The sequence below is a fragment of the Rhodococcus sp. NPDC057014 genome, from assembly GCF_042673295.1.
In the GTDB taxonomy this organism is placed as follows: domain Bacteria; phylum Actinomycetota; class Actinomycetes; order Mycobacteriales; family Mycobacteriaceae; genus Rhodococcus_F.
The window spans coordinates 46,095-73,077 of the sequence record NZ_JBHUSF010000010.1; the positions used below are offsets into that span (position 1 = coordinate 46,095).

18 protein-coding genes are annotated in these 26,983 nt (G+C 70.8%); 12 read left to right on the forward strand and 6 right to left on the reverse strand.

Annotation, left to right across the window (positions count from 1 at the left end; translation table 11 throughout):
- Window positions 1-139: 139 nt before the first annotated feature.
- The 7 genes from ACFTZB_RS03730 to ACFTZB_RS03760 are packed head-to-tail and all read left to right on the forward strand — an operon-like array spanning window position 140 to window position 8,827.
- Window positions 140-2,218 (forward strand): beta-galactosidase, encoded by a 2,079-nt coding sequence (locus ACFTZB_RS03730; RefSeq protein ID WP_378430147.1) that lies wholly within the window; start codon window positions 140-142, stop codon window positions 2,216-2,218.
- Complete coding sequence (locus ACFTZB_RS03735) at window positions 2,215-3,021, forward strand: DeoR/GlpR family DNA-binding transcription regulator (protein ID WP_083395591.1); 807 nt, start codon at window positions 2,215-2,217, stop codon at window positions 3,019-3,021. The genes ACFTZB_RS03730 and ACFTZB_RS03735 overlap by 4 nt, the downstream gene beginning before the upstream one ends.
- Window positions 3,008-4,174, forward strand: a complete 1,167-nt coding sequence (gene galT, locus ACFTZB_RS03740; protein WP_378430148.1) for a galactose-1-phosphate uridylyltransferase — start codon at window positions 3,008-3,010, stop codon at window positions 4,172-4,174. The genes ACFTZB_RS03735 and galT overlap by 14 nt, the downstream gene beginning before the upstream one ends.
- Window positions 4,171-5,361 (forward strand): galactokinase, encoded by a 1,191-nt coding sequence (galK, locus tag ACFTZB_RS03745; protein ID WP_378430149.1) that lies wholly within the window; start codon window positions 4,171-4,173, stop codon window positions 5,359-5,361. The genes galT and galK overlap by 4 nt, the downstream gene beginning before the upstream one ends.
- A gap of 27 nt (window positions 5,362-5,388) precedes the next feature.
- Window positions 5,389-6,471: an ABC transporter ATP-binding protein gene (locus ACFTZB_RS03750; protein WP_378430150.1), complete on the forward strand. Its 1,083-nt coding sequence runs from the start codon at window positions 5,389-5,391 to the stop codon at window positions 6,469-6,471.
- A 16-nt stretch (window positions 6,472-6,487) separates the two neighbouring features.
- On the forward strand, window positions 6,488-7,480 hold the full coding sequence (gene galE, locus ACFTZB_RS03755; RefSeq protein ID WP_378430151.1) for a UDP-glucose 4-epimerase GalE: 993 nt from the start codon (window positions 6,488-6,490) through the stop codon (window positions 7,478-7,480).
- A gap of 27 nt (window positions 7,481-7,507) precedes the next feature.
- A complete protein-coding gene (locus tag ACFTZB_RS03760) occupies window positions 7,508-8,827 on the forward strand; it encodes a DUF2252 domain-containing protein (RefSeq protein ID WP_378430152.1) in 1,320 nt (439 codons plus the stop codon).
- Window positions 8,828-8,832: 5 nt separating this feature from the next.
- Here the strand turns inward: ACFTZB_RS03760 and ACFTZB_RS03765 are convergent, their stop codons facing one another.
- From ACFTZB_RS03765 to ACFTZB_RS03775, 3 genes are all read right to left on the reverse strand, one after another.
- Window positions 8,833-10,329 (reverse strand): dynamin family protein, encoded by a 1,497-nt coding sequence (locus ACFTZB_RS03765; RefSeq protein WP_378430153.1) that lies wholly within the window; start codon window positions 10,327-10,329, stop codon window positions 8,833-8,835.
- Window positions 10,326-12,170 (reverse strand): dynamin family protein, encoded by a 1,845-nt coding sequence (locus ACFTZB_RS03770; RefSeq protein WP_378430154.1) that lies wholly within the window; start codon window positions 12,168-12,170, stop codon window positions 10,326-10,328. Before ACFTZB_RS03770 ends, ACFTZB_RS03765 begins: the two co-directional genes overlap by 4 nt.
- Before the next feature lie 170 nt (window positions 12,171-12,340).
- A complete protein-coding gene (locus ACFTZB_RS03775) occupies window positions 12,341-15,718 on the reverse strand; it encodes an IniB N-terminal domain-containing protein (RefSeq protein ID WP_378430155.1) in 3,378 nt (1,125 codons plus the stop codon).
- 358 nt (window positions 15,719-16,076) lie between these two features.
- Here ACFTZB_RS03775 and ACFTZB_RS03780 point away from each other — a divergent pair, with 358 nt between their 5' ends.
- The 5 genes from ACFTZB_RS03780 (at window position 16,077) to ACFTZB_RS03800 (ending at window position 24,160) form a co-directional block, all read left to right on the forward strand.
- A complete protein-coding gene (locus tag ACFTZB_RS03780; RefSeq protein WP_378430156.1) occupies window positions 16,077-17,909 on the forward strand; it encodes an Hsp70 family protein in 1,833 nt (610 codons plus the stop codon).
- A 7-nt stretch (window positions 17,910-17,916) separates the two neighbouring features.
- Complete coding sequence (locus ACFTZB_RS03785; protein ID WP_378430157.1) at window positions 17,917-19,875, forward strand: LuxR C-terminal-related transcriptional regulator; 1,959 nt, start codon at window positions 17,917-17,919, stop codon at window positions 19,873-19,875.
- Between the two features lie 120 nt (window positions 19,876-19,995).
- Window positions 19,996-21,159: a hypothetical protein gene (locus tag ACFTZB_RS03790; RefSeq protein ID WP_378430158.1), complete on the forward strand. Its 1,164-nt coding sequence runs from the start codon at window positions 19,996-19,998 to the stop codon at window positions 21,157-21,159.
- A 112-nt stretch (window positions 21,160-21,271) separates the two neighbouring features.
- On the forward strand, window positions 21,272-22,591 hold the full coding sequence (locus ACFTZB_RS03795) for a S1 family peptidase (RefSeq protein WP_378430159.1): 1,320 nt from the start codon (window positions 21,272-21,274) through the stop codon (window positions 22,589-22,591).
- A gap of 258 nt (window positions 22,592-22,849) precedes the next feature.
- A complete protein-coding gene (locus tag ACFTZB_RS03800) occupies window positions 22,850-24,160 on the forward strand; it encodes a S1 family peptidase (RefSeq protein ID WP_378430160.1) in 1,311 nt (436 codons plus the stop codon).
- Window positions 24,161-24,243: 83 nt separating this feature from the next.
- On the opposite strand, the gene ACFTZB_RS03805 is transcribed toward ACFTZB_RS03800, so the two are convergent.
- The 3 genes from ACFTZB_RS03805 to ACFTZB_RS03815 all read right to left on the reverse strand — a co-directional run bounded on the left by ACFTZB_RS03805 (window position 24,244) and on the right by ACFTZB_RS03815 (window position 26,662).
- Window positions 24,244-24,945 carry a hypothetical protein gene (locus tag ACFTZB_RS03805; RefSeq protein WP_378430161.1) on the reverse strand — a complete coding sequence of 234 codons (702 nt, stop codon included), beginning with the start codon at window positions 24,943-24,945 and terminating at the stop codon, window positions 24,244-24,246.
- Window positions 24,942-25,682, reverse strand: a complete 741-nt coding sequence (locus ACFTZB_RS03810; protein WP_378430162.1) for a hypothetical protein — start codon at window positions 25,680-25,682, stop codon at window positions 24,942-24,944. The genes ACFTZB_RS03805 and ACFTZB_RS03810 overlap by 4 nt, the downstream gene beginning before the upstream one ends.
- A gap of 302 nt (window positions 25,683-25,984) precedes the next feature.
- Entirely contained in the window at window positions 25,985-26,662 is a 678-nt protein-coding gene (locus tag ACFTZB_RS03815) for an ammonium transporter (RefSeq protein WP_378430163.1), read from the reverse strand.
- Window positions 26,663-26,983 lie beyond the last annotated feature (321 nt).

A 26,983-nucleotide genomic window follows, 5' to 3' on the forward strand; every position in this document is an offset into this window, starting at 1 on the left:
CTCACGCCGCTACGTGATGCACGTTACAAAATCACGACCATCCGCGCATTGTCAACCGGATCGATGCGCTTTCACCTGCAGAAGTGCAGAAATGTTCATTCGTGTTGACTTTTGAATGGAGATCCGACAGATTGTGAGCATGCACACAGCGAGCGACTCCGGCGGGCGGCCCCTGAGGTGGCCGACCCGGGGCATTTCCTTCGGCGGTGACTACAACCCCGAGCAGTGGCCCGAAGAGGTGTGGCGGCGCGACGTCGAACTCATGCGCGAGGCGGGTGTCGACTTCGCGACCGTCGGCGTGTTCTCGTGGGCGCGGCTGCAGCCCACCCCCGACACCTGGGACTTCGGCTGGCTCGATCGCGTCCTGGATCTCCTGCACGGGGGCGGTGTCCGCGTCGACCTGGCCACCGCCACCGCGTCCCCGCCCCCGTGGCTGACGGCGGCGCATCCCGAGGTCCGGCCCGTCGACGAGCGCGGCTACCGGTACGAGATCGGCAGCAGGCAGACCTGGAGCCCGAGTTCCCCGGTCTACCGCGACCTGTCCCTCGTCCTCGTCGAGAAGATGGCCGTCCGCTACGGCGACCACCCGGCGCTCGCCCTGTGGCACGTGTCGAACGAACTCGGCTGTCACAACTCGCGCTGCTACTCCCCCGACAGCACGCGGGCGTTCCGGCGGTGGCTGCAGCGTCGCTACAGCGACCTCACCGAACTCAACCGGGCGTGGGGCACGACATTCTGGAGCCAGCGCTACAGCGCGTGGGACGAGGTGGTGCCGCCCGCCGTGAGCACGACGTTCGGCAACCCCACCCATCTGCTGGACTGGCGCCGATTCTGCTCCGACGCCCTCCTCGACCAGTACCTCGCGGAGCGGGAGGTGTTGCGGCGCATCACCCCCGACATCCCCGTCACCACCAACTTCATGGTGGGGATGGGCTCACCGCAGTCGCTCGCCGGCGACATGAACTACGCGCAGTGGGCGCCCGAACAGGACCTCGTCTCCACGGACCACTACCTGGTGGGGCCCGCGACGGGCGACGGCGCCGCCCACCACCGGCTGTCGTTCTCCGCGGACCTCACCCGCGGGATCGCCGGGTCGCGGCCGTGGCTGCTGATGGAGCATTCGACGAGCGCCGTCAACTGGCAGCCGGTCAACCGGGCGAAGGCGCCCGGCGAGATGCTGCGCAACTCCCTCACTCACGTGGCCCGCGGAGCGGACGGCATCGCCTACTTCCAGTTTCGTGCCTCGCAGGCCGGCGCCGAGAAGTTCCATTCCGCCCTCGTGCCGCACGCGGGCACCGATTCCGCCCGCTGGCGGGAGGTCGTCCAGCTCGGTGCCGTCCTGCGCCGCCTCGAGCCGGTGGCAGGCAGCCGTGTGGAGGCGCCGGTGGGTGTGCTGTTCGACTGGGAGTCGCAGTGGGCGTGCGAGCAGGACGGGCATCCGTCCCGGCTGATGCAGCCGATGGCGATCGCCGAACGCGCCCATCGCGCCTTCTCCGGCGTCACGTGTGACGTGATCCCCCCGGACGCCGATCTGAGCGGATACGCCGTGGTGGTGGTCCCGGCCGTGTACCTGTGCAGCGACGAGGACGCCGCGCGGATCGAGGCCGCGGCCCGGGCGGGCGCCCAGGTGCTGGTCACCGCGTTCTCCGGGATCGCGGACCGCGACGATCACGTCCGGCTCGGCGGCTATCCCGGGGCGTTCCGCGATCTCCTCGGCGTCCGCACCGAGGAATTCTTCCCGCTCGCCGACGACGAGACCGTGGTCCTCGACGACGGCACCGCCGCCGGCATCTGGACCGAATACCTGACGGTCTCCGAGGATGTGGACGTCCTCGCCCGCCACACCGAGGGACACCTGCAGGGCGTGCCCGCCCTCACCCGGCGCCCCGTCGGCGACGGCGCGGCCTGGTATCTCGCCACCGTCCCCGACCCGCGGGGCTGGGCGAGGCTCGCCGAGACAATTTGCGCCGCAGCCGGTCTCGCGCTCTACGCCGGGCAGCACGCCGACGTCGAGATCGTGCGCAGGCGCGGCGAGCACGGATCGTGGCTGTTCGTCCTCAACCACACGAACGACAAGGTGACCGTGGACGTGTCCGGAACCGACCTCGTGACCGAACGGGTGGTCGACGGACCGCTCGCCCTGGAACCGGGCAGCTGTGCTGTGATTCGCGAAGGCAGCGCCGGCCGCGGCGCCCGGACACGAAAGGCGGACGCATGATGCTCGCTCGTCAGCGCCAGCAGGTGATCCTCGACGAAGTCACCGCGCACGGTGCGGTGAAGGTCGTCGACCTCGGCGCGACCCTCGGGGTCTCCGACATGACCATCCGGCGCGACATCAACGAACTCGTCGAACAGGGTCTCGTCGAACGGGTGCACGGCGGAGTCACGCTGCCGCGGTCGGCGAGTGTGCACGAACCGGGGTTCTCGGCGAAGTCCGAACTCGACCGCGAGGCCAAGCGTGCCATCGCCCGCGCCGCCGCCCGGCTGGTGCGCCCGGGCACGTCGGTGGGCATCTCCGGCGGCACCACCACACACGCGCTCGCACGCGAACTCCTCGACGTCCCCGACATCACCGTCGTCACCAATTCGCTGCCCGTCGCAGACGCGTTCCACGAGGGCGGCCGCGACGACCAGACCGTCCTCCTCACCGGCGGTCAGCGCACCCCGTCGTTCGCACTGGTCGGGCCGCTCACGGTCGCCGCCCTCCGCGGTATCCACGTGGACATGCTGTTCCTCGGCACCCACGGCATGGGGATCGACTCGGGGCTCACCTGCCCCAATCTGATGGAAGCACAGACCAATCAGGCGCTCGTCGCGTCGTCGCGGCGGGTCGTGGTGCTCGCCGATCACACCAAGTGGGGGGTGACCGCGCTGGCCAACACGATCCCACTGTCCGACGTCGACATCCTCATCACCGACGCCGGGCTCGAGCGCGCCGCCCAGGAAGCCCTCGCCGACCACGTCGGCGATCTCGTGGTGACACGGGAGAACCGGGAAGGACTTGACGATGACCGTGCGTGACGAACAGGAGGCGCGGGAGGCCCCCGCGCGGGTCCGGATGCGCAAGACCCGGACAACGCTCGCGGACGGCCGCGAACTGATCTACTTCGACGACTCCGAGCCGTACGTGTCGGGCGACGCCACCCGGGAACTGGTGGATTCGCGCCCCTTGCCGCCGGCGGTGTCGCAGTCGCAGATGCGGTTCGATGTGCTCACGGGTGAGTGGGTGGTGATCGCGGCGCAGCGGATGGACCGCACGTTCCTGCCACCGCCGGACGCGTCACCGCTCGCCCCGAGCCGGCCGGGCAAGGCGCCCACCGAGATTCCGGCCGACGACTACGACGTCGTGGTGTTCGAGAACCGCTTCCCGTCGCTGGCGACGGCCGCCACCGAGCAGGACCTGCCGGACTGCGTCGACGGGGAAGCGTTGTGGCCGTTGGCCCCGGGAGCGGGAAGGTGCGAGGTGGTGTGCTTCACCAGCGACCCGGATGCCGCGTTCGCCTCCCTGAGCGTCGACCGGGTTCGCACCGTCGTCGACGTCTGGGCCGACCGCACCGCCGAGCTGTCGGCGCTGCCCGGGGTGCGGCAGGTGTTCTGCTTCGAGAACCGAGGCAAGGAAATCGGTGTCACCCTCACCCATCCGCACGGTCAGATCTACGCCTACCCGTATCTGCCGCCGCGCACGGACGCGCTGATCCGGCGTTCCCGCGAGCACTTCGAGAGCACCGGGCGACTGCTGCTCGCCGACGTCCTCGACGCCGAAACACGCTCCGGCAGAAGGGTGGTCCTGGCCGGAGAACACTGGACCGCGTACGTTCCCGCCGCCTCGCGCTGGCCGCTGGAGGTGCACCTCGCACCCCACCGCGACATCCGTGACCTCACCGAACCGACCGAGGACGAACGCGACGAACTCGCCCACGTCTACCTCGAACTGCTGCGGCGGGTCGACCGCTTCTTCGAGGGCGTCGACGCCGTCCCCTACATCGCCGCGTGGCATCAGGCGCCCGTCGGCGAGGACCGCCCGCTCGGACGCCTGCACCTGCAGCTGTTCTCGATGATGCGCTCCCCTGGCCGGATGAAGTACCTGGCGGGATCCGAGTCCGGGATGGGGGCGTGGGTCAACGACACCACCCCCGAGCGCATCGCCGACCGGCTGCGGGAGGTGGCGTCGTGAGTGCACCGCACTGGGTCACCCCTGTCGACGCCCGCGCGGTCGCGGACACCGCGGAGGCGTTGTTCCGCAACACGTTCGGCGGCGACGCGGACGGTGTCTGGACCGCGCCCGGCCGGGTCAACCTCATCGGTGAGCACGTCGACTACGCCGGCGGGCTGGTCCTGCCGTTCGCCCTCCCGTACGGGACCGTGGTCGCCGTCCGGGTGCGCGACGACGGGATCCTGCACGCCGTGTCCACGCACACCACCGACACCTGGCGGGGCCCGCTCGCCGACGTCGCCCCGGGCCACCCGTCCGGCTGGGCCGCCTACGTCGCCGGGGTGGTGTGGGCGCTGCGCCGGTCCGGACATCTCACGGCGGGAACGGGTTTCGACGTGGCGGTGCATTCGACGGTTCCGGTGGGCTCCGGGCTGTCGAGTTCGGCCGCCCTGGAGTGCGCCTTCGCGCTGGCCGTCGCCGACCTCACCGGACTACCCACGGACACGAACGGCCGCCGGCCACTGATCGAGGCGTCCGTCCTCGCGGAGAACGAGATCGCCGGCGCCTCTACCGGCGGCATGGACCAGTCGGTGGCGATGCTCGCCCGCCCCGGCCACGCTCTGCTCCTCGACTGCCGGGACGGCGCCACCCGGCACGTCCCCCTTGACTTCGGCTCCGCGGGCGCCCGGCTGATCGTCATCGACACGAACGCGCCGCACCGACTGGTCGACGGCCAGTACGGCAACCGGCGCGCCGCCGTCGAGAAGGCGTGCGCCGACCTCGGCGTCGCCACCCTGCGTGACGTCGCCGACGCCGACGCGGCGGTCGCGGCGCTCAGTTCCCCGGTAGCGCAGCGGGCCCGGCACGTGCTCGGCGAGATCCGTCGTGTCCGGGAGGTCGCCGATCTGCTCGACCGCGGGCGGATCGCCGACATCGGCGACGCCCTGAACCGTTCGCACGCCTCGTTGCGCGACGACTACGAGGTCAGCTCCGCCGAACTCGACTCCGCCGTCGACGCCGCCCTCGCGGCCGGCGCCTGGGGTGCCCGGATGACCGGGGGCGGGTTCGGCGGCTCCGCGATCGCCCTGGTGCCCGCCGGCCGGGTCGACGCCGTCGTCGAGACCGTCGTCCGCCGGGCCGCTTCCGCCGGCCTGCCGGTCCCCCAGTTCCTGTCCGCCGAGCCGTCGGGCTCGGCACACCGACTCTGAGATCCCTTCCACGACCAGGAGAACACCATGGCACAAGTCACGTACGACGCAGCCACCAAGATGTACCCAGGTTCCGATGTGCCGGCCGTCGATTCGCTGAACCTCGACATCGAGGACGGCGAATTCCTCGTCCTCGTCGGCCCGTCCGGCTGCGGCAAGTCGACGTCGCTGCGGATGCTCGCCGGTCTCGAGGACGTCGACTACGGCGCCATCCGCATCGGCGAACGCGACGTCACCGCGCTCGCCCCGAAGGAACGGGACATCGCGATGGTGTTCCAGAACTACGCGCTGTACCCCCACATGACTGTCGCGAAGAACATGGGCTTCGCCCTCGAGATCGCCGGCATGGACAAGACCGAGATCGGCCGCCGCGTCGAGGAGGCCGCGAAGATCCTCGACCTCGGCGACTACCTGAACCGCAAGCCGAAGGCACTGTCCGGCGGGCAGCGCCAGCGGGTCGCGATGGGCCGGGCGATCGTCCGCAACCCGCAGGTGTTCCTGATGGACGAGCCGCTGAGCAACCTCGACGCGAAGCTCCGCGTGCAGACCCGCACCCAGATCTCACTGTTGCAGAGGCGGCTGGGCACCACCACCGTGTACGTCACCCACGACCAGGTCGAGGCCATGACGATGGGCGACCGCGTCGCGGTGATGAAGGGTGGCCTCCTCCAGCAGTGCGCGAGCCCCAAGACGTTGTACGAGAAGCCGGTCAACAGTTTCGTCGCCGGATTCATCGGGTCGCCCGCCATGAACCTGTTCGAGGTCGACATCGAAGGCGGCGCCGCGCAGATCGGCTCACTGGCCACACCCGTGCCCCGCGCCGTCCTCGACGAGCTCGGCACGGACCGGGTGGTCGTCGGCGTGCGGCCCGAATCGTGGCGCGCGGCCGGCACCGGCACCGCCGTCAAGGTCGACGTCGTGGAGGAACTCGGCGCCGACGCCTACGTGTACGGGCGCCTCGTTCGGGACGGCGAACTCGGTGGTCACGACATCGTCGCCCGGGTCAGCGACTCCGCCTCCCCAGCCAAGGGCGACGTGATCCGGCTGGCACCGGACCCGGCCCGCCTGCACTTCTTCTCGCCCACGACCGGCGCCCGGCTCGGCGACTGATACTCGAAGGAGAACGGTGAAACTTCTCGTCACCGGCGGTGCCGGATACGTCGGCAGCGTCTGCGCACAGCGGCTGCTCGAGTGCGGCCACTCGGTCGTGATCGTCGACGACCTCTCGACCGGCAACGCCGACGCGGTGCCCGCCGGGGCGGAGTTCGTCGAGGACGACGTCGCGAACGCCGCCCACCGGGTCCTCGGCGCCGGGGATGTCGACGGCGTGTTGCATTTCGCCGCCCGCTCACTCGTCGGCGAGTCGGTAGAGACCCCGGAAACGTACTGGCAGGCCAACGTCGTCACGACGCTGACGCTGTTGGAGGCGATACGCTCCTCCAGCACCGGCCGGCTGGTGTTCTCCTCGACGGCCGCGACGTACGGCTCACCGGATTCCGTGCCGATCACCGAGGACGCACCGACCCGGCCGACCAACCCGTACGGCGCCACCAAACTGGCGATCGACCACGCGATCACGTCGTACGCGCACGCCCACGGACTGGCGGCGTGCAGCCTCCGGTACTTCAACGTGGCGGGCGCGTACGCCGGTCTCGGCGAGAACCGTCGCGTGGAGACCCACCTGATCCCGCTGGTGCTGCAGGTCGCGGCCGGGCACCGCGCCGAGATCTCGGTGTTCGGCACCGACTGGCCCACTCCCGACGGTACCGCCGTCCGCGACTACATCCACATCCGCGACCTGGCCGAGGCGCACGTCCTCGCGATCGAATCCTCGCGACCCGGAACGCACCGGATCTTCAACCTCGGCACCGGCACCGGGTTCAGTGTGCGGGAGGTGATCTCGTCCTGCGAACGTGTGACGGGCCGGACGGTCGCCACGCGCGACGCGCCGCGCCGCGCCGGCGATCCGGCGGTCCTCGTCGCGTCCGGCGCACGGGTGCAGGCCGAACTGGGCTGGCGCCCGCAACACGCCGATCTCGACGAGATCGTGGCCGATGCGTGGGCGTATCTGCAGTCGCCGGCAGGGCGGCAGCGTTACCGTGGTTCGGTGCGGTCGTGACGGTTCTGCCGCGAGAAGGAGGCTGGTGTGGACGACGCCGATTCCACGAGGCGGAGGCGGATCGTGGAGGTCCTCGTCGAGACCTTCGCCGACCTGATGGACGCGGACCCGAGCGCGTTCCGCACGAAGTTCCGGAAGATGGCCGCCAACCCGTTCGCGTTCTACCGGGGCAGCGCGTGCCTGTTCTACGACGATCTGCGTGAGTTCGACGATCCGTGGGCGGACGAGCGCACCGGCCGCGTGTGGATTCACGGCGATCTGCATCTGGAGAATTTCGGCACGTACATGAACTCGGAGGGCACGCTCGTCTTCGACGTCAACGATTTCGACGAGGCGTACGTGGGGCACTTCAGCTGGGATCTGCGGCGCTTCGTCGCGAGCCTGGCGTTGATGGGCTGGCAGAAGGCGCTCCCCGAGAGCGATGTCCGGGAACTCGCCGAGACGTATCTGCGCAGTTACGTCGAGCAGGTCCTGCAGTACGCGCGGGAGGAGGAGGACGAGGCGTATGCGCTGCGCCTGGACAATTCGCGGGGCGCCATTCACGACCTCCTGCTGAGCGCGCGCCTCGCCACCCGGGTGAGCCTGCTCGAATCCGTCACGGTGCTGGAGGACTTCGACCGGCACTTCCGCCGCGGGCGCGGGGTCCGCGAACTGGAGGAGGCCGAACGCGCCACGGTCCGCGAGGCGGTGGAGAAGTACGTCGAGCGGGTCCCCCGCAGCAAGCGGTCCACTCGCCCGGTGTTCTACCGCATCAAGGACGTGGTGGGACGGAAGGGCTTCGGGATCGGAAGCGCCGGTCTGCCCGCGTACAACGTGCTCATCGAAGGGGCGTCCCAGGCGCTCGAGAACGACATCGTGCTGTCCCTCAAGCAGGGCAACGTCGCCGCTCCGAGCCGGATCGTCGACGAACCCGGTGTCCGGGAGTACTTCGAGCACGAGGGTCACCGCACCGCGGTGAGTCAGCGCGCCCTGCAGGTCCACACGGATCCGCTGCTCGGCTACACGGAGATCGACGGCACCGGCTTCGTCGTCGCCGAACTCTCCCCGTACGAACTGGACCTCGACTGGTCCGACCTCACCGAACCCGAGGACATCGCGCCGCTGCTCGAGGACCTCGGCCGGGCGACCGCGAAGGTGCACTGCGTCTCCGACGAGGACAGCGACCAGACCCTGGTGACGTTCCAGACCGAGGACGCGATCCAGAACGTCGTCGACGGCAGGCTGGACGAATTCGTCGGCGAGATCGTCGACTTCGGCATCGCCTACGCCGAGGTCAGCCGCAAGGACCACCAACTGTTCGTGGACGCGTTCCGGGAGGGCGAGATCGCGGGCGTGTCCGCGACCTGACCCGGCTAGAGGCGGACCGTGTTCAGTTCCTCCAGAACACCTTCCGCGCTGCGGGCCGCGACGGTGCAGGCCCGCGCCGTGAACTGGTCGAGCAACGGGTGCCGTGCGCGTTCGCGCCACTTTCGCACCGCGGCGAGCGCCCGCATCCGCTGCAACTCCACGGAGTCGTCGCCGTCGGTGCCCAGTCGTTCCGGGATCTGGATTCCGAATCCGCCGATCAGTCGTTGCAGTTCGGCGACGTCGTCGGCGGGCAGCCCCACCTCGGTGGACCGCAGCCGCCCGAGCAGCCGCAGTTCCTGGAAACCGTGCACGTCGGACAGCAGTCGTTCGGCCGACATCAGGATCTCGCCCGCCCCCGGCACCGGATGCGCCGTCAGCACCCGCTTGAGCGCCACCAGTGCCGAGTGGGTCTTCAACTGATCGGCCCGCTGCCCGAACTGGATGTCGATCACCTGACGCAATTCGTCGAGACCGCTGCGTTCCACCAGTTCGGCCGCCAGCGTCGGCGAGTCCTTGGTGCCCAGCCGGATCAGGGTGACGGCCATCCGGATCCCGAAGAGCCCGAAGCGGTCTGCCAGCTGCGCGCGCATCCGGGCGTCCACCGGGAGCGGACTGTCCTCACGGGAGAACCGGTCGGCCGAGAGCATCGCCAGGTTCAGATCGTCCACCGGAACCTCGGCCAGATGCTGGAACGCCGCGAACTCGGCCTGACGCATCGTGCGGGCCCCGAGCGCCAGCAGACCCGCGACGGGGACGACGGCCTGGCACAGCCCGGTCCGTTCGAGTTCACCCGCGAACCGGGACGCCACCTCCTTCGCCGACATCATGGCGTCCAGGCGTCCGGCCCCCACCTCGTCGGCCCGCGACACGACCCCGACCACACCGAGCGGTCCCGATTCGTCGCCGACGTGGTCGCCGATCTGACCGAGGAACTGGACGTCGGTGGCGTTGAGGGTGCGCAGCAGGTAGACCACGGCGTCGGCGCCGGACGCCTCGTTGTCCGGGGTGAGCATCTCGAGCGTGCGCGCCGAGACGTCCCGCGACAGCGAGGACGTGCCCGGGGTGTCGATGATCGTGGTGTGCGCCAGCGCGGACGACGGCCACTCCACGTCGAGGCGGTCCACCTGGTCGGCGGTGAGGTGTCCGAGGTCGAACGTCAGATGTCCGTCCCGGCGCAGCACCGGGACGTTCGCCGAACGCCGGCCGCCGGTGCCCGGGTCCGGCTGGTACCACGCCGTCACGGTGGGCGTCGACCCGCTCCGGTACCAGGTGACGACGCGCGTGCACTCGGTCGCGTCGGTGGGTGCGATGTCCTGCCCCACCAGGGAATTGAGCAGCGTGGACTTGCCCGCCTTCAGCGAACCCGCCAGTGCCACCCGCAGTGGTTGTTCCAGTCGCCGGGCGCATTCGGTCAGCTGATCCCGGATCTCGGGCCTGCCCGCGTACAACTGCCGGGCGGAGGCGATGAGTGCCCGGGCTTCGTGGAGCGGAGCGGCGGTCATGCCGTGACCGCTCCCGCGTCGCCTGCGACGAGCTGCGCGGCCTGCTGCTTCAGCTCGGAAGCGACGTGCAGATCCTTCTCGAGCTGCGCGATGCGACGGGTCCGTTCGGTGGACTCGAGGTTCGCCGCCTCCTGCGCAGCCCGCAGCGACTCGTTGATCGACCGTAGAGCCTGCTCGGCGATCGCGGTGAAATGGTCGCGCAGCAACCGCTGGATCGACCGGAGCCGATCCTTCGACTCCTTGCCCACCTGGAAGCTGGCGTCGTCCGCGAACCGGCGGATCGCGGTCTTCGCCTCCGCCCGCCGCTTCAGGATCCGGCTCTCCCGGTCTTCCCGGTACGCCTTGGTGCCCAGCAGGACTCCGGCACCGATCGAGATCGGGTTGACCAGTGCCATCCCCATCATGGTGGTGATCAGACCGAACATGAGGACGCCGCCGTAGGAGCCGCGCATCCCGACGAGGACCTTCTGGGTGATCCCGATGCGCCCTGCCTCGAGGTCGGCGAGCGAGGCGACGGGTTCGAGGACCCCGTCCACGTCCGCGACGTCCAGGTGCGGCAACTCGACGGACCCCGTCTCCGCGAAGTGCTGCGCCACCACCTCGGCCAGCCACAGCGCGCGGTCGTGGGCCCAGACGAAGTTGTCGCCGATGGCGGTGGCGAATTCCTGCTCGAGCCACTGGCCCAGCGCGTCCCAGTCCTTACCGGGATCGCCCTCGTCGACGGTCTCCTCCGCCTCCCGGGTGACGCGGCGCAACCGGTCCCGCAGGTCGTGGTCGATGTCCGCGGCCAGGTCGGCGATGCCGTCACCGAGCGTCTGCTGCCACAGCGACGTCTTCTTGTGCAGTTCCTCGGCGGCGGCCTTCGCCTTCTGCAGCTCGGCGACCGCGGCGACGCCCTTCGCCGGATCACGCAGGGCGGCAAGCTCACTGCCGATCCCCAGGGTCAGATGCTCGGCCGCCGACGACACGTCCAGCGACACGGCCCGGCGGGTGTTCGCCTCCGCACGGGCCACCACCCGGTCGCGCAGGAACGCGTACAGCTCGACGAAACCGGATTCGGTGTTGAGTTCCTCGTCCTGCAGGCGCAGCGCGTGCGAACGCAGCACCGAGGAGATCGGAATCAGGGGAACGTCCAGGCCGGCGCGCGCGAGGTGCCCCCGGTCGGCCTCGACGATCTCGCGCCAGTGCGGGTACAGGTCGGTCTTGCTGATCAGGCAGGCAACCGACGGGCACAGGCTCGTGACCTGGCGGATGAAACCGAGTTCCGGCTCGGTGAATTCCTGGCTGGCGTCGGACAGGACGAACACGGCGTCCGACGCCGGAATCAGACCGAGCGTGCTCGCGGCGTGTGGATTTCCTGCGCCGCCCACCCCGGGGGTGTCGACGAGGACCAGCCCGTCGGCGAGCAGCGGGCTCGGGACGTTCACCTCCACCCGCAGTACTTCCCGGCCCCCGGCGCGGGGCGAGGCCGGGGTGATGCCGTTCAACTCGTCGAGCGGCAGCGGCACCCGGATCGGGTCGGCGCCCGGATCGGCGAGCACCAGTTCCGCCGACGCGGTCTCGGCGTTCTGGACGACGGTGGGGATCGCGGTGGTCTCGTCGTCGCCCACCGAGCACACGGTGAGATTGAGAAGCGAGTTCACGAACTGGCTCTTGCCCTGCTTGAGCGGCCCGACCACCACGATCCGCATCCGCGGGTCCTGCACCCGGCCCCGGGCCGAGTCGAGACGCTGCGCCAGGTCGCCGCGGCCGAACCGCTTCGCCACGTCCAGGGCCTGCTCGAGCAGCGCCGTCATCGACTGGGATCGGGCTGGACTCTTCTCGGCGGCTGCACTGTCCATGAGCTTCGTTGACCCGCAATTCTTCCGACCTCGTGCGGGCACCTGTTCGGTGCCCCGACACCCGACTGTGGAAAACAGCCCCGCACGCATAACGCGTCCGGGGCTGATTTCGTTACATCGTACGGCGGTCCCGGCCGCCCCGTCTGGGGGATGCCGGAACCGCCGTCTCATCACGGCTCGAGGTGATCGACCACGCCCGTGACGTCGTGCGAGAGGTCCACCGAGGAGTCGGTGTCACCGAACAGCGAACCGTCGGTGTCGGCGTGCAGGCCCGAGTCGGCGCCGAACGCGTTGTCCGCGTCGATCGACGACCAGGTGTCGGCCCCGGTGTCGACGGCCCCGCCCAGGGTGGATCCCAGGCCGCCGGTGATCGAACCGGTGGTGTCGGCGACGGCGCCGCCGACCGCTCCGAGGTCGGCGGACCCGTCCGTGGTGGCATCCGCGGCGGCGGAACCGCCTGCGGAGGCGCCACCCGCTACCGATCCACCGGCGGACGCTGCGCCGTCGAGGGCGCCGCCCACCGCGGCTCCGCCGTCGACCGCACCGTCGACCGCTCCACCGACGGCCCCGTCGAGGGCGCCGCCGACCGAGGTGCCGAGCGATCCGAGGCCGCCCACGCCACCGGACAGTCCGGCGCCGAGGTCGGCGGCCGCGTCGGTGGTGGCGTCCAGGCCACCGGTCAGACCGGCGGTCGCGTCGACGGCGCTGTCCACGCTGCCTCCGAGTCCGCCTGCCACGTCGCCGCCGATTCCGGCAGCGGCGTCCACGGTGCCGCCGAGGCTTCCGCCGACGTTCGCGGCCGTGTCCAGAGCGCCACCGACCGTGCCACCCAGGTTGGCCGCCGTGTCGACGGCCCCGCCGAGGTTCGCGTCCAGGCTCGCGCCGGCGTCGGCGACCGCGCCGACGGAGGCGCCCGCCTCGCCGACCGCGTCCACCGCACCGCCGACGCTGCCCGTCAGTGCCGAGCCGAGGCCCGCACCGGTGTCGAAGATTCCGCCGAGACCACCGGTGAGGCCGCTGGTCAGACCGGCGCCCAGGCCACCGGCCGTGTCCAGTCCGCCCACCAGGTTGGTTCCGAGGCTGCCGCCCAGGTCCGCGCCGGCGTCGGCAACCGCACCGACACCCGCCGCGACACCGGCACCGATGCCGGCCGCAGCGTCCGCGCCGCCCGCCACACCGCCGCCGACGGCGCCGCCCACGTTGCCCGTGACGTCACTGCCCACGTCGAGCAGCCCGCCCAGCGCGCCGTCGATGCCGCTCGTCAGGCCACCCGCGAGACCGGTGCCCGCGTCGAGCGCACCGTCGAGGGCGCCGCCCACGCCGGCTGCGGCGTCGAGTCCGAGATCGGCGTCCAGAGCGGAGTCGAGATCGAGGCCGCCACCGGCCTCCAGTGCCGTTTCCAGTGCGGAACCGAGGGTCGCGCTGAGGTCGCCGTCCGCGCCGAGGACGCCGCCGAGAGCGGTGCCCAGCGTGCTGCCGATGCTTCCCTCCGCGCCGAGGACGCTGTCGAGGTCGAGGGCGCCGCCGGTCTCCAGCGCACCGCCGAGCACTCCGCCGAGGGCCGCGCCGAGATCGGCGCCCGCGGCGCCGCCGGCACCGAACGCACCGCCGAGCAGACCACCCAGGTCGGTCGCGCCACCGAGGTCGACCCCGCCGTCCGCACCGAGCACCGCGTCGAGCGCCGCGCCCAGGCCTGCGGTGGCGTCACCGTCGACTCCGAGCACTCCGCCGAGCGCGCTGCTGATCGTGGTTCCCAGATCGGCACCGGTGTCGAGGACGCCGCCCAGCCCGAGGCCGCTCTCCAGTGCGCCGCCCAGGACCGTTCCCAGGTTCGCGCCTGCGTCGCCGCCCAGACCGAGGGCACCGCTCAGCGCCGTGGTCAGTTCCGACGTCAGTTCGCCGCCGAGGCCGAGGTCGCCGCCCAGACCGAGGTCCAGTCCGCCGTCCAGCAGACCGCCGAGGTCGAGGCCCGTCACGCCGCCGGCGCCGAGTGCGGCGTCGAGGGTGCTGCCCAGTTGCGTGGCCAGGCCACCGTCCAGCCCGAGGGCGCCGCCGAGGACCGTGCCGAGTGCGGCGTCCAGTCCCAGACCGCTGTCGAGTGCACCGGACAGTGCGCCGCCGAGGCCGCCGTCCAGGTCGAGGGCGCCGCCGAGCAGACCGCCCAGGGCTCCACCCAGGTCACCACTGACGTCGCCGCCGGCGCCGAGGACGCCGCCGAGGATGCCGCTCAGCGCGCCACCGAGGCCGCCGTCGGCTCCGAGCACGGCACCGAGGTCGAGTCCGCCGCCGGCACCGAGCACGGCGTCCAGCGCGGTGCCGAGACCGGCCGTGAGGTCGCCGCCGACTCCGAGTTCGCCGCCGAGCAGACCGCTCAGGGCACCGCCGAGGCTGCCGCCCGCACCGAGGATCGCGTCGAGGTCCAGTCCGCCGCCCAGGTCCGCGATCGAACCGAGCGTCGCGCCGAGCGCGCCGCCGAGGTCTGCGCCGAGGTCGCCGCCCGCACCGAGGACACCGCCGAGCGCGCCACCGAGGACCCCGCTGAGGTCGGTGCCGAGGACTCCGCCGAGCGAACCGGCGACGTCGCCGAGCAGGTCACCGCCGAGCAGGCCTTCGAGGGTCGCGCCCAATCCGCCGCCGGCGCCGATCGCCGCGTCGAGGGCACCGCCCAGCGAACCACCGAGACCGGCGTCCACACCGAGCACGCTGCCCAGCGTCGTTCCGAGCACGGCGCCGAGGTCGAGGCCGGCACCGAGTCCGGCGAGGATGTCGCCGTCCACGCTGCCACCGAGGTCGACGACGCTGCCGAGAGCGGCACCGAGAGCCGCACCCAGCTCGGCGCCGAGGTCGCCGCCGATGGCCAGTGCCGGCGCGAGGATCCCGGTGAGACCACCGGCCACGTCGACCACCGGCAGGGCCGTGATCGCCGCGGTGAGCGTGGTGCCGAGCTGCGCCGTCAGGTCGGTGCCCAGCCCGAGCACGCCGCCGAGGGCACCGCTGATCACGGCGCCGAGGTCGAGGGCGCTGCCGAGGTCGAGGCCACCGGTGAGGGAGAGTGCCGCGTCGAGGGCCGCACCCAGCGCGGCACCGAGCTGTGCACCGATCTCGCCGCCGATCTCCAGCGCGGCACCGAGCGCGGCGCTCAGACCGGCCGCCAGTTCCGCGGCGAAGTCGAAGTCGCCGCCCAGGCCTGCGCCCAGACCGAGGCCCGCGCCGGCACCGATACCGACCGCACCGCCGAGGCCGCCACCGAGTCCGAGGCCGGCGCCCAATCCGCCACCGAGACCGCCGCCGACACCCGCGCCGAGACCGCCGGCGACATCACCGGCGACGTCGGCACCGGCGTTCACGATCGCGGCCAGGTCGGCTCCGCTGCCCGCGAACAGTCCCGACTCCGCGACCAGCGGGGCGACGGAGACGATGTCCGCGTGGCTCACACCCTGCAGACCGGCAGCGCACAGCGCGTCGGTCGGGTTGGCGCAGTAGGCCGCCGCAGCCTGCTCGTCGCGAAGAAGGCCGAGGATGAAGTCGAGGACGGCGTTGGTAGCCATGGCAATCTCTCCTGTGGTCGAGGTTCGGGGAGTTCGGGTGGCCACCACAACTGCTGTGACGGCGAGTGAAATACACGTTATGGATCGGCGGCCCCCTTCCCAACGGGGCGGCGCCCCCTACTCACGGAACCCGGTATCGGGGATCTCCTATCGGGGGTCGGGCCCCCGCCGTTAGGGGATAGGGGGGCATTAGGGGATCGGCCCCGTAACTGCCGTCGACCTGCGCATCGGCGTAACGAAACGGCCGCCGCACGCGACAATTCGAGTGACCACGACGGCCCCGGCCGTCACATACGACGGCGGTACCGTCCGTCTGACACAGGCGGCGTGACGCCCGCCCGGACCACAGGAGTGGAACATGGCTGCAGCGCTCGGCATCGGTGTCGGATCGGTCAATACGGTGGCCGCCGTCGACACGGACGGGGCGAGCGTGACGGATGCCGCCGACCTCACCGTCCTGTCCCGCGCGAGTGTTCTGCACCTCTCCCCCGACCGCGCACCCGTACTCGGCGGCGACGGCGGCGAACCGGACGCGGTGACGGTGTCCGACTTCGCGAACCGTGTGGGCGACCCGGTCGGGATCCTCACCGACGACGGCTCGACCTACTCCGGCGAAGACCTCGTGGCCACCGCCGTCAGCTGCATGGTGCACGAGGCGGCATCCGGCAGGCACGGTCTCCCGGCCACCGTCGTCGCCCACCCGACCGTCTGGCCGACGTACACCGTCGGCGTCCTCGCCGACGCGCTCGAGCAGGCCGGCGTCGCGGACGCCACCCTCGTGTCGGAGGCGCAGGCGGTGATGACGTGGCTCGAACGGACCCGCGGCACCCTCGGCGACGCGTTGACCGTCATCTACGACCTCGGCGGCACCTCACTCGACATCACCCTGTTCCGCACGGACGCCCACGGCACGGAGACCGGCGTCCTCGGCAAGCCCGTGCGGTCCGAGGACTTCGGCGGCGCCCACTTCGACCACGCCGCCATGCAGTACGTCCTCGGCAACGTCGCCGAGGAGTTCGGCGACATCGACCCGTTCGACCCCGGCACCGTCGCCGCGCTGACCCGCCTGCGGACCCGGTGCACCGCGGCGAAGGAGGCACTGTCCTCCGACACCGAGGCCACCATCGGCATCGAACTGCCCGGCATCTCCACCGACGTGCGGCTGGTGCGCTCAGAGCTCGAAGACCTCATCCGCGAACCCCTGCAGGAATCAGTGACGCTGGTCCGCGAGAGCATCCACGCCGCCGGTCTCGAATCCAGCGACGTCACGCAGGTGGTGCTCACCGGCGGCAGCGCCGCCATCCCGCTCGTCGCCGAACTCCTGTCCGCGGAGCTGCGGGTTCCCGTCGTCGCAGCCGAACGTCCGGGCCACACCGCCGCCCTGGGTGCGGCGCTGCTCGCCGCCGACCGGGATGCGGGACGCGCCGCCGCCCCGACCGTCGCGCGGATGCCGGTCGTCGCTCCCACCGCCGCGCCGGCGACGGCAGCCCCCGCCGCCCCGGCTGTCGAGTCGGACGCCGACACCGTCGTCCTCGCCGCCCGGCCTCCCGCACCGAGACCTGTCGACCCCGCCCCCACCGGGATGTCGCGCAAGAAGAAGGCCGGGATCATCACCGCATCCGTCGCCGCCATCGCCGTGCTCGCCGCGGGCGGGCTGTCGCTCGGCACGGCCTTCGACGTCGCACCGGCGTCCAGTTCGGGTTCGACCACCTCGCAGTCGTCGGGCACGTCGGCGGGTGCGGCCTCGACGTCCGGTGTTCCGGCGGAGGCCGCCGCGACCGGCGCCGTCGCACCCGGCACCGAGGCTGCGGGTGTCGCCGCCGCGACCGGTGTCCCCGGCACCGCGGCCGGTGTCGCGACTCCGGTCGCCGCACCCGGCACCGTCCCACCCGGCACCGTCGCACCTGCCGCGGCCCCACCGGTTGCCGCGGCGCCCGGCACCGCCCCGGCCCCCGTCGCTGCGGCGCCTGCCCCCGCTGCTCCCGCACCGGCACCCGCTGCTCCCGCGCCGGCACCTGCGCCCGCTCCGGCACCGAGCGTCCCGTCCGACGGCGGCGCCGCGATCGCCAACACCATCGTCGGTGGCGCAGGCGCGGTCGGTGACACCGTCACCGGGGTCGGCGGCACGGTCGGCGGCGTCGTCGGCGGAGTCACCGGCCTGGTGCCGGGCGTCCTCGGCAACGGCGGATAGGGCGCCGGTGTCCACGCTGCCCTCACCGCTTCCTCCCACCGAACTCGCGGACCTCGACGGCCCGCAACTCTCCGCTCTCGCACTAGTTCTGCTCGGCAGCGACCTCGACGAGACCGTGGTCGCCCGGGTACTCGACGTCGAACCCGACCGCGCCCGCGCGGCAGTCGACGCGCTCCGTTCGGACGGCTGGGTCGACGAACGGGACACGCTCGCTCTCGCGGACCACACGCATCTCACGACGACGCTCGGCGAGAACCGCCTGCACACGCTGGCCCGCCGCCTGCTCGCCCATCACGTCGACGGCGGAACGCTCACGCTTCCTGTCGCCCGCGCGGTGGCCGCGACCGGCACACCCAGCGAGGAATTGAGCCAATTCCTCTGCGCCCAGGCCGAACTCGCCGAACCGGCCGTCGCCGTCGCGCTGTACGCCGAAGCCGGCCGGGTCGGCAGGCTCGGTGACGCCGCCGTCGTCGCGTACGCCGAGGCGAGCGCCCTGAACGGTGACCTCGACACCGCGGTCGGCCTGGCCGATTCGGTCCTCGAACGGTCCGCCGCCGTCGACGGTCCGGAACTCGCTGCGGCCGTACGGATTTCGGCCGCAGGCGCCGCGTTCTGCGGCATGATCGACCGCAGCGCCGAACTGTACGCCTGGCTCGGTGCGGACCGGGCGGGCGCCGACGCCTCCCTCGCCGCGTCCGTCCTCGTGGTCGCAGGCAGGCTCGACGACGCCGAAGCCGTCCTCGCGACGAGCGCGGGCGCACCCCCCACCGCAGCCACCGCCGGCGCCGCCCTCGTCGCGACCGGACTCGTGCAGTCGGTGACCGCGTCCGCGAATGCCGCGCTGAACTCACTGACCCGTGCTCTGTCGCTGCCCGGCCGCGCGTCGCGGGCCAGGATGCTGCCCGACTCCCCCGCCGCGATCACCGCGCTCGCCGCACTCCACTGCGGCGAACTCGCCCACGCCGACGCCGTCCTCACCCGGGCCCGGGACGCCGAGCGACCCGGCAGCGTCACCGCGAACCGGCACCAACTGCTCACCGCCTGGACGTCGATGGTCCGCGGCGACCTCACGTCGGCGCAGTCCCGGCTCGACGGTCTCGACGCCGCGTCGATGCACCAGCGCGATCTGCTGTTCGTCCACGGACTGCGGGTCGGGCTGGCACGGCGCACCGGCGACAACGCCGCACTGCTCCAGGCCTGGGCTGGCGCGCAGGGGGTGCTCGCCGAGTACTCGGTGGACCTGCTGAGCCTGCTGCCGCTCGGCGAGCTGTGGCTCACCGCGATCCGGGTCGGCGAACCCGGCCGGATCACCCACCTCGTCGAGGACGCGCAGTCGTTGCTGCGAACGCTCGGCGAACCGGCGATGTGGGGGTCGGCGCTGCACTGGTACGGCGTCCAGGCCTCGATCCTCGCCGAATGCCCCGCCGATCTGATGCCGCACGCCCGCGCACTCGGCGAGGCCGCCAAGGTCAGCACGTACGCCTCCGGGCTCGCCACCGCCGGTCGCGCCTGGCTGCGCGTGCTGCAGGGCGACATCGACGCCGCCTCCGTCGAGGACGCGGCCCGCACCCTCGACCGGATCGGCCTGCCGTGGGACGGCGCGCGCCTCGCCGGCGAAGCCGCGCTGCGCGCCTCCGACACCAGGGTGGCGACCACCCTGCTGCAGGTCGCGCGGGCCCTGCGCCAGCCGACGTCCAACGACAACGGCGCCGACTCCGCGGTCGTGTCGAGCCCGAACACGCCGGGGTCGCTCACCGACCGCGAGGCGGAAGTCGCCGAACTGCTCGTCCAGGGGCTGACGTACCGGGAGATCGGGTCGCGCCTCTACATCTCCGCGAAGACGATCGAGCACCACGTGGCCCGGATCCGGCGGCGGCTGGGCGCCGGGTCGCGGTCGGAACTGCTGTCGATGCTGCGTGCGATGGGCCACGGGGCTGCGCCTTCGGCGCCCGTGAGTACTTCTTAACCGCCGGCGGTTAAGAAGTACTCACGGGTGGGGCATGTAACCATTCGACCGCGGGAGGCGACACACTGTGCACATGGTGCGATGATGCACCCCTCTGAACCGTGCCAGTAAGGATTTTCCATGACCACCGGAGTCGGACTCACCGTCGGCGATTCGGTTTCCACAGCGGTCGTGACCGCTTCCGGAACCGACGTGAGGACGATCGAACACCCGTCCGTCCTGTTCACCGCCCCGGACGGCACCGTTCAGCTCGGCGACCCCGGCACGGAGTCGACCGGCGCCGTCCGCGACTTCCTCGCACGCGTCGGGGAGCCGACGGGCATCGAGTACGCGGGGTCTCTGACCCGCGCCGAGGACCTGGTCGCGACGGCGATGTTCTGCCTGTTCCGCGAGGCGTCGGACGGACTGTCCGGGACGGTGAAGGTCACCGCGACCCACCCGTCGGACTGGGCGCCGGAGATCGTCACCAAGCTGCGGGAATCGCTCGACTACATGGGTCTGGGCGAGGCGACTCTCATCCCGGAGTCGGTGGCGCTCGCCGCGTCGCCGGAGTCCCCCGCCCACGGCGCGGCGCTGCTGGCGGCCGGGCTGGCCCTGACCGACGAGGACACGAGCGCCGACACGGAGTCGATTCCCGTCGTCGAGGCCCCGTTGCACACCGCGTACTCCGCTGTGACGGCGGTGCCCGCGGCCGCTGCTGCTGCGGCCGCCGACGCGTTTCCGTCGGCCGAGACCGAGGCGTCCACTCCGGCGAGCGCATCGACCGCCCCCGCCAAGCGCCCCGACCGCCGACCGCTGATCATCGCCGGTGTCGCCGCGGCCGTGTTGGTGGTGGCCGGTGGGGCGGTCGCGTTCGCACTCACCGGCAACGGCAGCACCGCGGTCCCGTCGATCCAGGACGCCCAGACCGCGGCGGTGACGACGACGACCGTTCGACCCACACCGGTCGCGCCCGCCGTCTTCCCGACTGCGAGCACGCAGGAGGTGGCCGTGACGACGGAGGTGGAGGCCCCGATCCCGGTCGCGCCCCCGCCCGCCCCGGCGGAGACGACATCCGTGTTCGTGCCCCCTCCCCCCCCGCCGCCGACGACGACGCCGGTGATCACGCTTCCCTCGATCACCACGGTCCCCCAGACCACCACGACGACGACCGCCGCGACGACCACGACGACTGCGCCGGCGACGACCACCACCACCACGTCCACGACGACGACGCAATCGCTGGCCGCGACCACCACGACGACGACTCCGGTACAGCCTGCGCTGAAAACGCCAGGTCAGTGAGGCCTCGGCCACACCTCCCCGACGGGTCGACCCGTCCGTAGCTTAAGGTGGGGCGCTGATACCCACCCCAGAAGGAATCCCCAGTGAACGGATTCCGTGCAGAAGGGATTTCATGCGTAACGTGCTGGCGCACCGCGCCGCTGTTGTAGGCGCCTCGGCAATGCTTCTTCTCTTTCCGTTTTCCACTGCCGCCCAGGCCGACCCTGTTACGCAGCCCGACACCACGCAGCTGAGCGCCGACAAGTTGCCGGCCGAACTCGTCGAGGCCATCACCCGCGACCTGAAGATCAGCCCGCAGGAATACCTCGATCGCGCCGCGAAGGCACAGGAGCTGGGTAGTTACGCCGAGGACTTCCGGGAGCAGCATCCCGACGACTTCGCCGGGGCATGGATCGGCCTCGACGGCAATCCCGTCGTCGCGGTCACCACGAACGAGGCCGCCGACGCCGCAGCCAAGGCCGGGTACGACACCCGCATTGCGCCGGTGTCCGCGAACGGCCTGGAGAAGACCCTCTCCGACGTGAACGGCTGGATCGCGGGACTGCCGAAGGATGTGGCTTCCCAGGTCAACTCCGCGTCGATCGACGTTCTCGAGAACCGCGTCGTCATCGACGTCGTCAACAGCCCCGTCGGCCAGGCGCTGAACCTGCCGACCCTGCTCGCCAACGTCAAGGTGATGCTGAGCCCCGGCGGCGGCGGTCCGGTGGAGCGGGGTCCCCTCGCCGGAGACACGTACATCACCACCGCGGGTGAGCTGCCGAAGACGCCGATCTCGGAGATCTCCGTCTGCTCGCTGGGCTTCAACGCCGTCGACGACAGCGGCCAGGCCGTCAACATCAGTGCCGGGCACTGCAACCCCGCCGAGGGTCAGCCGTCGCCGGTGTTCCTCCCCAATCACCAGAACGTCGACGACAGCCAGCAGATCGGTGCGTTCTCGAAGTCGTCGGTGGGTAACCCCGCCGACAAGCTGGACTACTCGGTGATCACGCTGAACGACGCGGGCGTCAAGGCCGGCCTGGACCGTCCCGCTGTGCGCGGCGCGAACGGCACCACCCTGGAGATCACCGGCACCGCCCGTCCCGTCGTCGGTGCCCCGATCTGCAAGTCGGGTCAGACGTCGTCGTTCACGTGTGGTGTGGTCGCGGCGGATCACGTCGAGACGCAGTTGTTCGTGGCCGACGGTTCGAGTCGCGTGATCAACGGTTTCGCCGGGACCGCCTGCACTCTCGCGGGTGACAGCGGCGGCGCCATCGTCACCGGCACCCTCGCGCTGGGGATCACCAGTGGTTCCAATGCGAGCGGCGCCCCCAACTGCACGGAGGCGAACCTGGTGCTGGCTCCGGAGGGTGGCACGGCCAGCCTCGGCATCCCGGTCGCGGACATCGTGGACACGGTGGGATCCGGGATGCGGGTGCGCACCGTCTCCGACTAGTTCTCCACCGCTTTCACCCTGCGCCCGGTGCCCGTTTCGTCTCGGACACCGGGCGCAGTCGTGTGCGCGGCAGAGCGCCCGGATGGCCCCGGTGTCCGCTTTGTCCAGCTGAGTCGTCCGCCGGAAGTGTTACAGGTGGGAATAGACGGGGCGAACCCATATAGTCGACTCCGACTGTGTACGGCCTTACCTGTCAGGGGGGTCGTATTCGCGTGCGCCCGCGAGGCAACTGCGAACAAACAACATAGAAAGGCCCCCATGCGAAGCTCCATCGCACGTCGTGCCGCCGTGTTCGGCTCTGCCGCGCTGCTGCTCCTCGGTCCGGTCACCGCCTCCGCTCAGGCCGATCCGGTCGAGCCGGGAGCGTCCGGCCAGGCCGCCAAGCTGCCCGCGGAACTGATCGACGCAATTTCGCGTGATCTGTCGCTGAGCCCGGACCAGTACCTGGAGCACTCCGAGCTGGGCCAGAAGCTGGCCGAGTTCGCGAAGACCGCGCGCACCCAGTTCCCGGACGCCTTCGCCGGAACGTGGCTCGACAACGCAGGCACCCCGATCGTCGGGCTCGCCGACGGCGCCGACAAGGAGGCTGCGGTCGCCGCAGCCGAGAAGTCCGGCTTCCAGGTGAAGGATGTGGCGCAGAGCGAGAGCAGCCTGCAGGAGCAGGTGAAGTCGCTCGACGGTTGGCTCGACACCCAGCCGCCCGCCGTCGCGGATCTCGTTCGCGGCGTCGCCATCGACATCGTGAACAACGATCTCGTGCTCCGCGCCGACAACGTGGGCGGTTTGCAGCTTCCGGACTTCCTGAAGGGCGCCCGCGTCGTGCAGTCGCCTGCGACGGCCGCTCCGCTGCCGTCCACCGACCTCACTCCCATCGCCGAACCGCTGCCCGCCGACGCCCTGCTGGGCGGCGACGCGTACGGCTCGCTCGGTGGCGGAATCGGGCTGCGCTGCTCGCTCGGGTTCAACGGCACCGACGGCTCCGGCAGGCCGGTGAACATCACCGCAGGGCACTGCGATCCCAACCGGGGCGCTGCAGGCACCGCGGAGGCGTCGGAAGCGTTCTCTCTGGTGCCGGGTGGCACCGGTCCGCGGATCGGCACGTTCGCGAAGACCAGCCTGGACATCCACGACTACTCGATCATCCGGGCCGACGACGACGCCGCCCGCCGGTTCGAGAACAACGGTGTCCGGGTTCCCGGCGCGGCGCCGGTTGCGATCACCGGAACCGCCGACCCGGTCGTCGGCGCCCCGGTGTGCAAGTCGGGTCTGACGACCGGCTTCACCTGCGGTCGCGTCACGTCCGTCGCGCAGACCGTCTCGGTCGGTGAGCGCACGCTGGCCGACAGCTTCTCGACGAGCATGTGCGCCCTGCAGGGTGACAGCGGCGGCACGATCGTGACCGGCACGCTGGCCCTCGGCATCTCGAGCGCGTCCAATGTCGGGCAGTACCCGATCTGCCAGGTCGCGGACGTCGTCACGTTCGTCCTCGGCGAGAGCCCCGAGTTGTTCGCCACACCGATCAACGAGGTGCTGGCGGAGAACCCGGGTCTGCGCGTGCGCACCTCGTAACACCCACAGACGACTACGGCCCGCTTCCCTTCGGGGAGGCGGGCCGTTGTCGTCGGCGCACTCAGTGGCTGCGGACGAACCGATCAGGCGGTGGGTTCCGGCGCCGGCGGAACGAACGGCGTGTTGATGGTGATCAGGTACTGGATTCCGAGAATCACGAGTGCGGCGCCACCGACGAAGATGGTTCCGGCCAGCCCGCCGGCGGCGAATCCCGCCATGAGGCCGCCGAGGCATCCCACGGGAGTGCCGATCACGGTCACGGCGAGCAGCCCGCACCCGACGGCGAGACCCACGACGCCGAAGATCACCCCGAAGATGAGGCCGCCGATCAGCGTCGCGTAGCCGAGATAGCTGTTGAAGTCGGCCAGCGCGACGTCGTCGCGCTCTTTCTGCGTGTCGAATCCGTCCTGCGCCACCGATTTCAGTGACGCTGCAACGTCGTCGGGAACCTGCGGCGTGAGTGTGACCGTACGGCCGTCGAGGTCGGCGTCGATCGGATACACGGCATCACCGAGCCGAATCGTGAGCGGCAGCGCAGCAACCACCTTGCCGCTGCCGTCCACCACCTCGATCGCTTCCCGGGTGTCGGTGATCCGGAACGCGCCCGCGTCGATCGACGTGATCACGGACTCACCCTCGACGTGCGCCTCGTACCCGATGTCGGGCGAATCCTGCTGCGTCAGCGGCGCTGCATGAGCTGTCCCTGCGGAGATTCCGAGGGAGGCGACCACGAGGAACGCTGCCCCGGTGACGGCCCGCAGGTTCCGTGCGAACCGGCCGCTCATGCCGCGGGTGCCGGTGCGACGAACGGGCTGTTGATGGTGTTGAAGTACTGGATTCCCAGAACGACCAGGGCGCCGCCGCCGACCACGATGGTGCCGGCGAGCGCGACGACGGGCGCCACGATCAGCGCCCCTCCGATGCATCCCGCCACCGGTCCCGCGAGGCCGAGGAACGGCACCACCAGCGCCGCCGTGCCGGGGATGACACCGACCGCGCAGCCGATCGCCCCGCCGATGATGGCGGCGACGATCGCGGTGATCGCGGTCGTGATTCCGAGTTGCTGCTGGAAGTCGTCGAGTGCGCGCTCGTCGCGTTCCGCTTTGTCCTGGGGTGCGGCGACGTCGTCGAGAGTCAGCCGTTCCGACACGGGGACGGGGGTCGCGGCAGACGGGTCCATGTCGGGGACGAGCCGCAGAACACGTGCGGTTTCGTCGATCGCCACGGAGAAGGGGTGCTGCAGGTCGTCGACCCGGAAGAATGTGGGGATGGCGGCGACGACCCGTCCACCGTCGTCGACCACGTCGACGGTCCCGTTCGCGGCGTTGAGCGAGAACGTGCCGGCGTCGAGGGTGGCCACGGCGGCGTCACCGTCACGCGACGTCTGATAGTTGACGTTCGGGATGCCCTGTTCCGCACCGGCCTGGGGTGCGGCGGCCGGATCGGCATACGACGTGCCCGTCCCGACGCCCATCGCCGCGACGACGAGCAGGGATGTGGCAGTAAACCTTCGAAGGTTCATCGAGATCCGTTCCGAGAGCAGCGCTGTGACGGACGAAGGTTAGCCTAAGCATTCGCAATTCCGGCAGGCCAGCTCCGCCGCTGTGACGAGGTTCACTTTCGGAAAGTCCATACGACGGCGAACCGCCCGCCCTCGCGAGGAGGACGGGCGGGCGGGGCATCGTCGCCTGTGCGTGACGACGTCAGAACAATTTCGGTCCGACAGTCACGATCGTGATCACGTAGCCGAAGATGTCGGCCAAAATTCCGAACAGTCCCGCCATGATTCCCTTACCTCTCTGTGGCGCATCCGCCCCTGACGAGCTACTTCGCGCCCTTGTCGGTCTTCTTCGCCCAGATCGTCGTGCCATCGGGCGCAGTAAGTGTCTGGGCCAGCTGGATTCCCGCAATAACGAGGGTCGGCCCACCGACAATGACGGTTCCGGCGATCGCGCCGACCGCGGCGAACACCGGGACGGTCGCCAGCGCAACGGGCCCCGCGATCAGGCCGACCAATCCGATCGCACCTCCGACGACGGTGCCGGCCAGTCCACCGACCGCCGAGGCCAGCGCAAGTTGCTGACCGAAATTCGCCTGCGCGCGCGTGTTCTCCTCGACCGAAGCAACATCGCTCAGCGGAAGATCGGTGTCTGCGATCGGCGTCGCCTTCGCGCGATCGACGACGGGAGTCAACGTGAGAGTCTTGCCGTCCTCGCTGACCTTCTCCTCGAAGGGGAACTGCAGATCGTCGAAGCGGTACGCGAGAGGCAGCGAGAGGACGGCGTTTCCGGCGCCGTCTTCGAGTGACACCGATTTGCGATCCGACGACACCACGAACGCGCCCGCATCGATCTTCGTGACGACTGCCCGATCCTCCACACGGGTCTCGTATCCGATGTCGACTCCGGGCTCGGCCGCCGGTTCCGCGACCGCCACCCCGGATCCGGCCGCCAGGACACTCACCACAAGTGCCGAAGTCGTAACGAAACGACGCAACTTCATTCCATCCCCTTAAGGTTCCAACCCCATCCGCTGCTAAACAGTAACTTGCTGCTGTGACAGATCCCAATTGAGTTTCGACTCGAGAAAGGGAACGTCACCAATAGTCGGCGAGGGGCCATGAAAGTGCGCATCGAGAACGGCGTCGAGACCGAATTTCAAGAATGGCACCAAACATTCATGTAGTAATTACCACACAAAGCGGGGAACCGGTCGGTTTCTTCCTGAGGCGTGTGGACACGACTCGGCCCCGTCGCGCAGAGCACGACGGGGCCGGACGCTGAGGCGAGGGGCTCTACTCCTCCCAGTCCCCGTAGATCGACG

Bases quoted from the DNA above. Each gene is read 5' to 3' on its own strand.
- ACFTZB_RS03730 (WP_378430147.1), top strand. From the start codon at position 140: ATGCACACAGCGAGCGACTCCGGCGGGCGGCCCCTGAGGTGGCCGACC.
- ACFTZB_RS03780 (WP_378430156.1), top strand. From the start codon at position 16,077: ATGGCTGCAGCGCTCGGCATCGGTGTCGGATCGGTCAATACGGTGGCC.
- ACFTZB_RS03775 (WP_378430155.1), bottom strand. From the start codon at position 15,718: ATGGCTACCAACGCCGTCCTCGACTTCATCCTCGGCCTTCTTCGCGAC.
- ACFTZB_RS03815 (WP_378430163.1), bottom strand. From the start codon at position 26,662: ATGAAGTTGCGTCGTTTCGTTACGACTTCGGCACTTGTGGTGAGTGTC.
- ACFTZB_RS03765 (WP_378430153.1), bottom strand. From the start codon at position 10,329: ATGACCGCCGCTCCGCTCCACGAAGCCCGGGCACTCATCGCCTCCGCC.
- ACFTZB_RS03810 (WP_378430162.1), bottom strand. From the start codon at position 25,682: ATGAACCTTCGAAGGTTTACTGCCACATCCCTGCTCGTCGTCGCGGCG.
- ACFTZB_RS03770 (WP_378430154.1), bottom strand. From the start codon at position 12,170: ATGGACAGTGCAGCCGCCGAGAAGAGTCCAGCCCGATCCCAGTCGATG.
- ACFTZB_RS03750 (WP_378430150.1), top strand. From the start codon at position 5,389: ATGGCACAAGTCACGTACGACGCAGCCACCAAGATGTACCCAGGTTCC.
- ACFTZB_RS03805 (WP_378430161.1), bottom strand. From the start codon at position 24,945: ATGAGCGGCCGGTTCGCACGGAACCTGCGGGCCGTCACCGGGGCAGCG.
- ACFTZB_RS03735 (WP_083395591.1), top strand. From the start codon at position 2,215: ATGATGCTCGCTCGTCAGCGCCAGCAGGTGATCCTCGACGAAGTCACC.
- ACFTZB_RS03795 (WP_378430159.1), top strand. From the start codon at position 21,272: ATGCGTAACGTGCTGGCGCACCGCGCCGCTGTTGTAGGCGCCTCGGCA.
- ACFTZB_RS03800 (WP_378430160.1), top strand. From the start codon at position 22,850: ATGCGAAGCTCCATCGCACGTCGTGCCGCCGTGTTCGGCTCTGCCGCG.
- ACFTZB_RS03790 (WP_378430158.1), top strand. From the start codon at position 19,996: ATGACCACCGGAGTCGGACTCACCGTCGGCGATTCGGTTTCCACAGCG.
- galT (WP_378430148.1), top strand. From the start codon at position 3,008: ATGACCGTGCGTGACGAACAGGAGGCGCGGGAGGCCCCCGCGCGGGTC.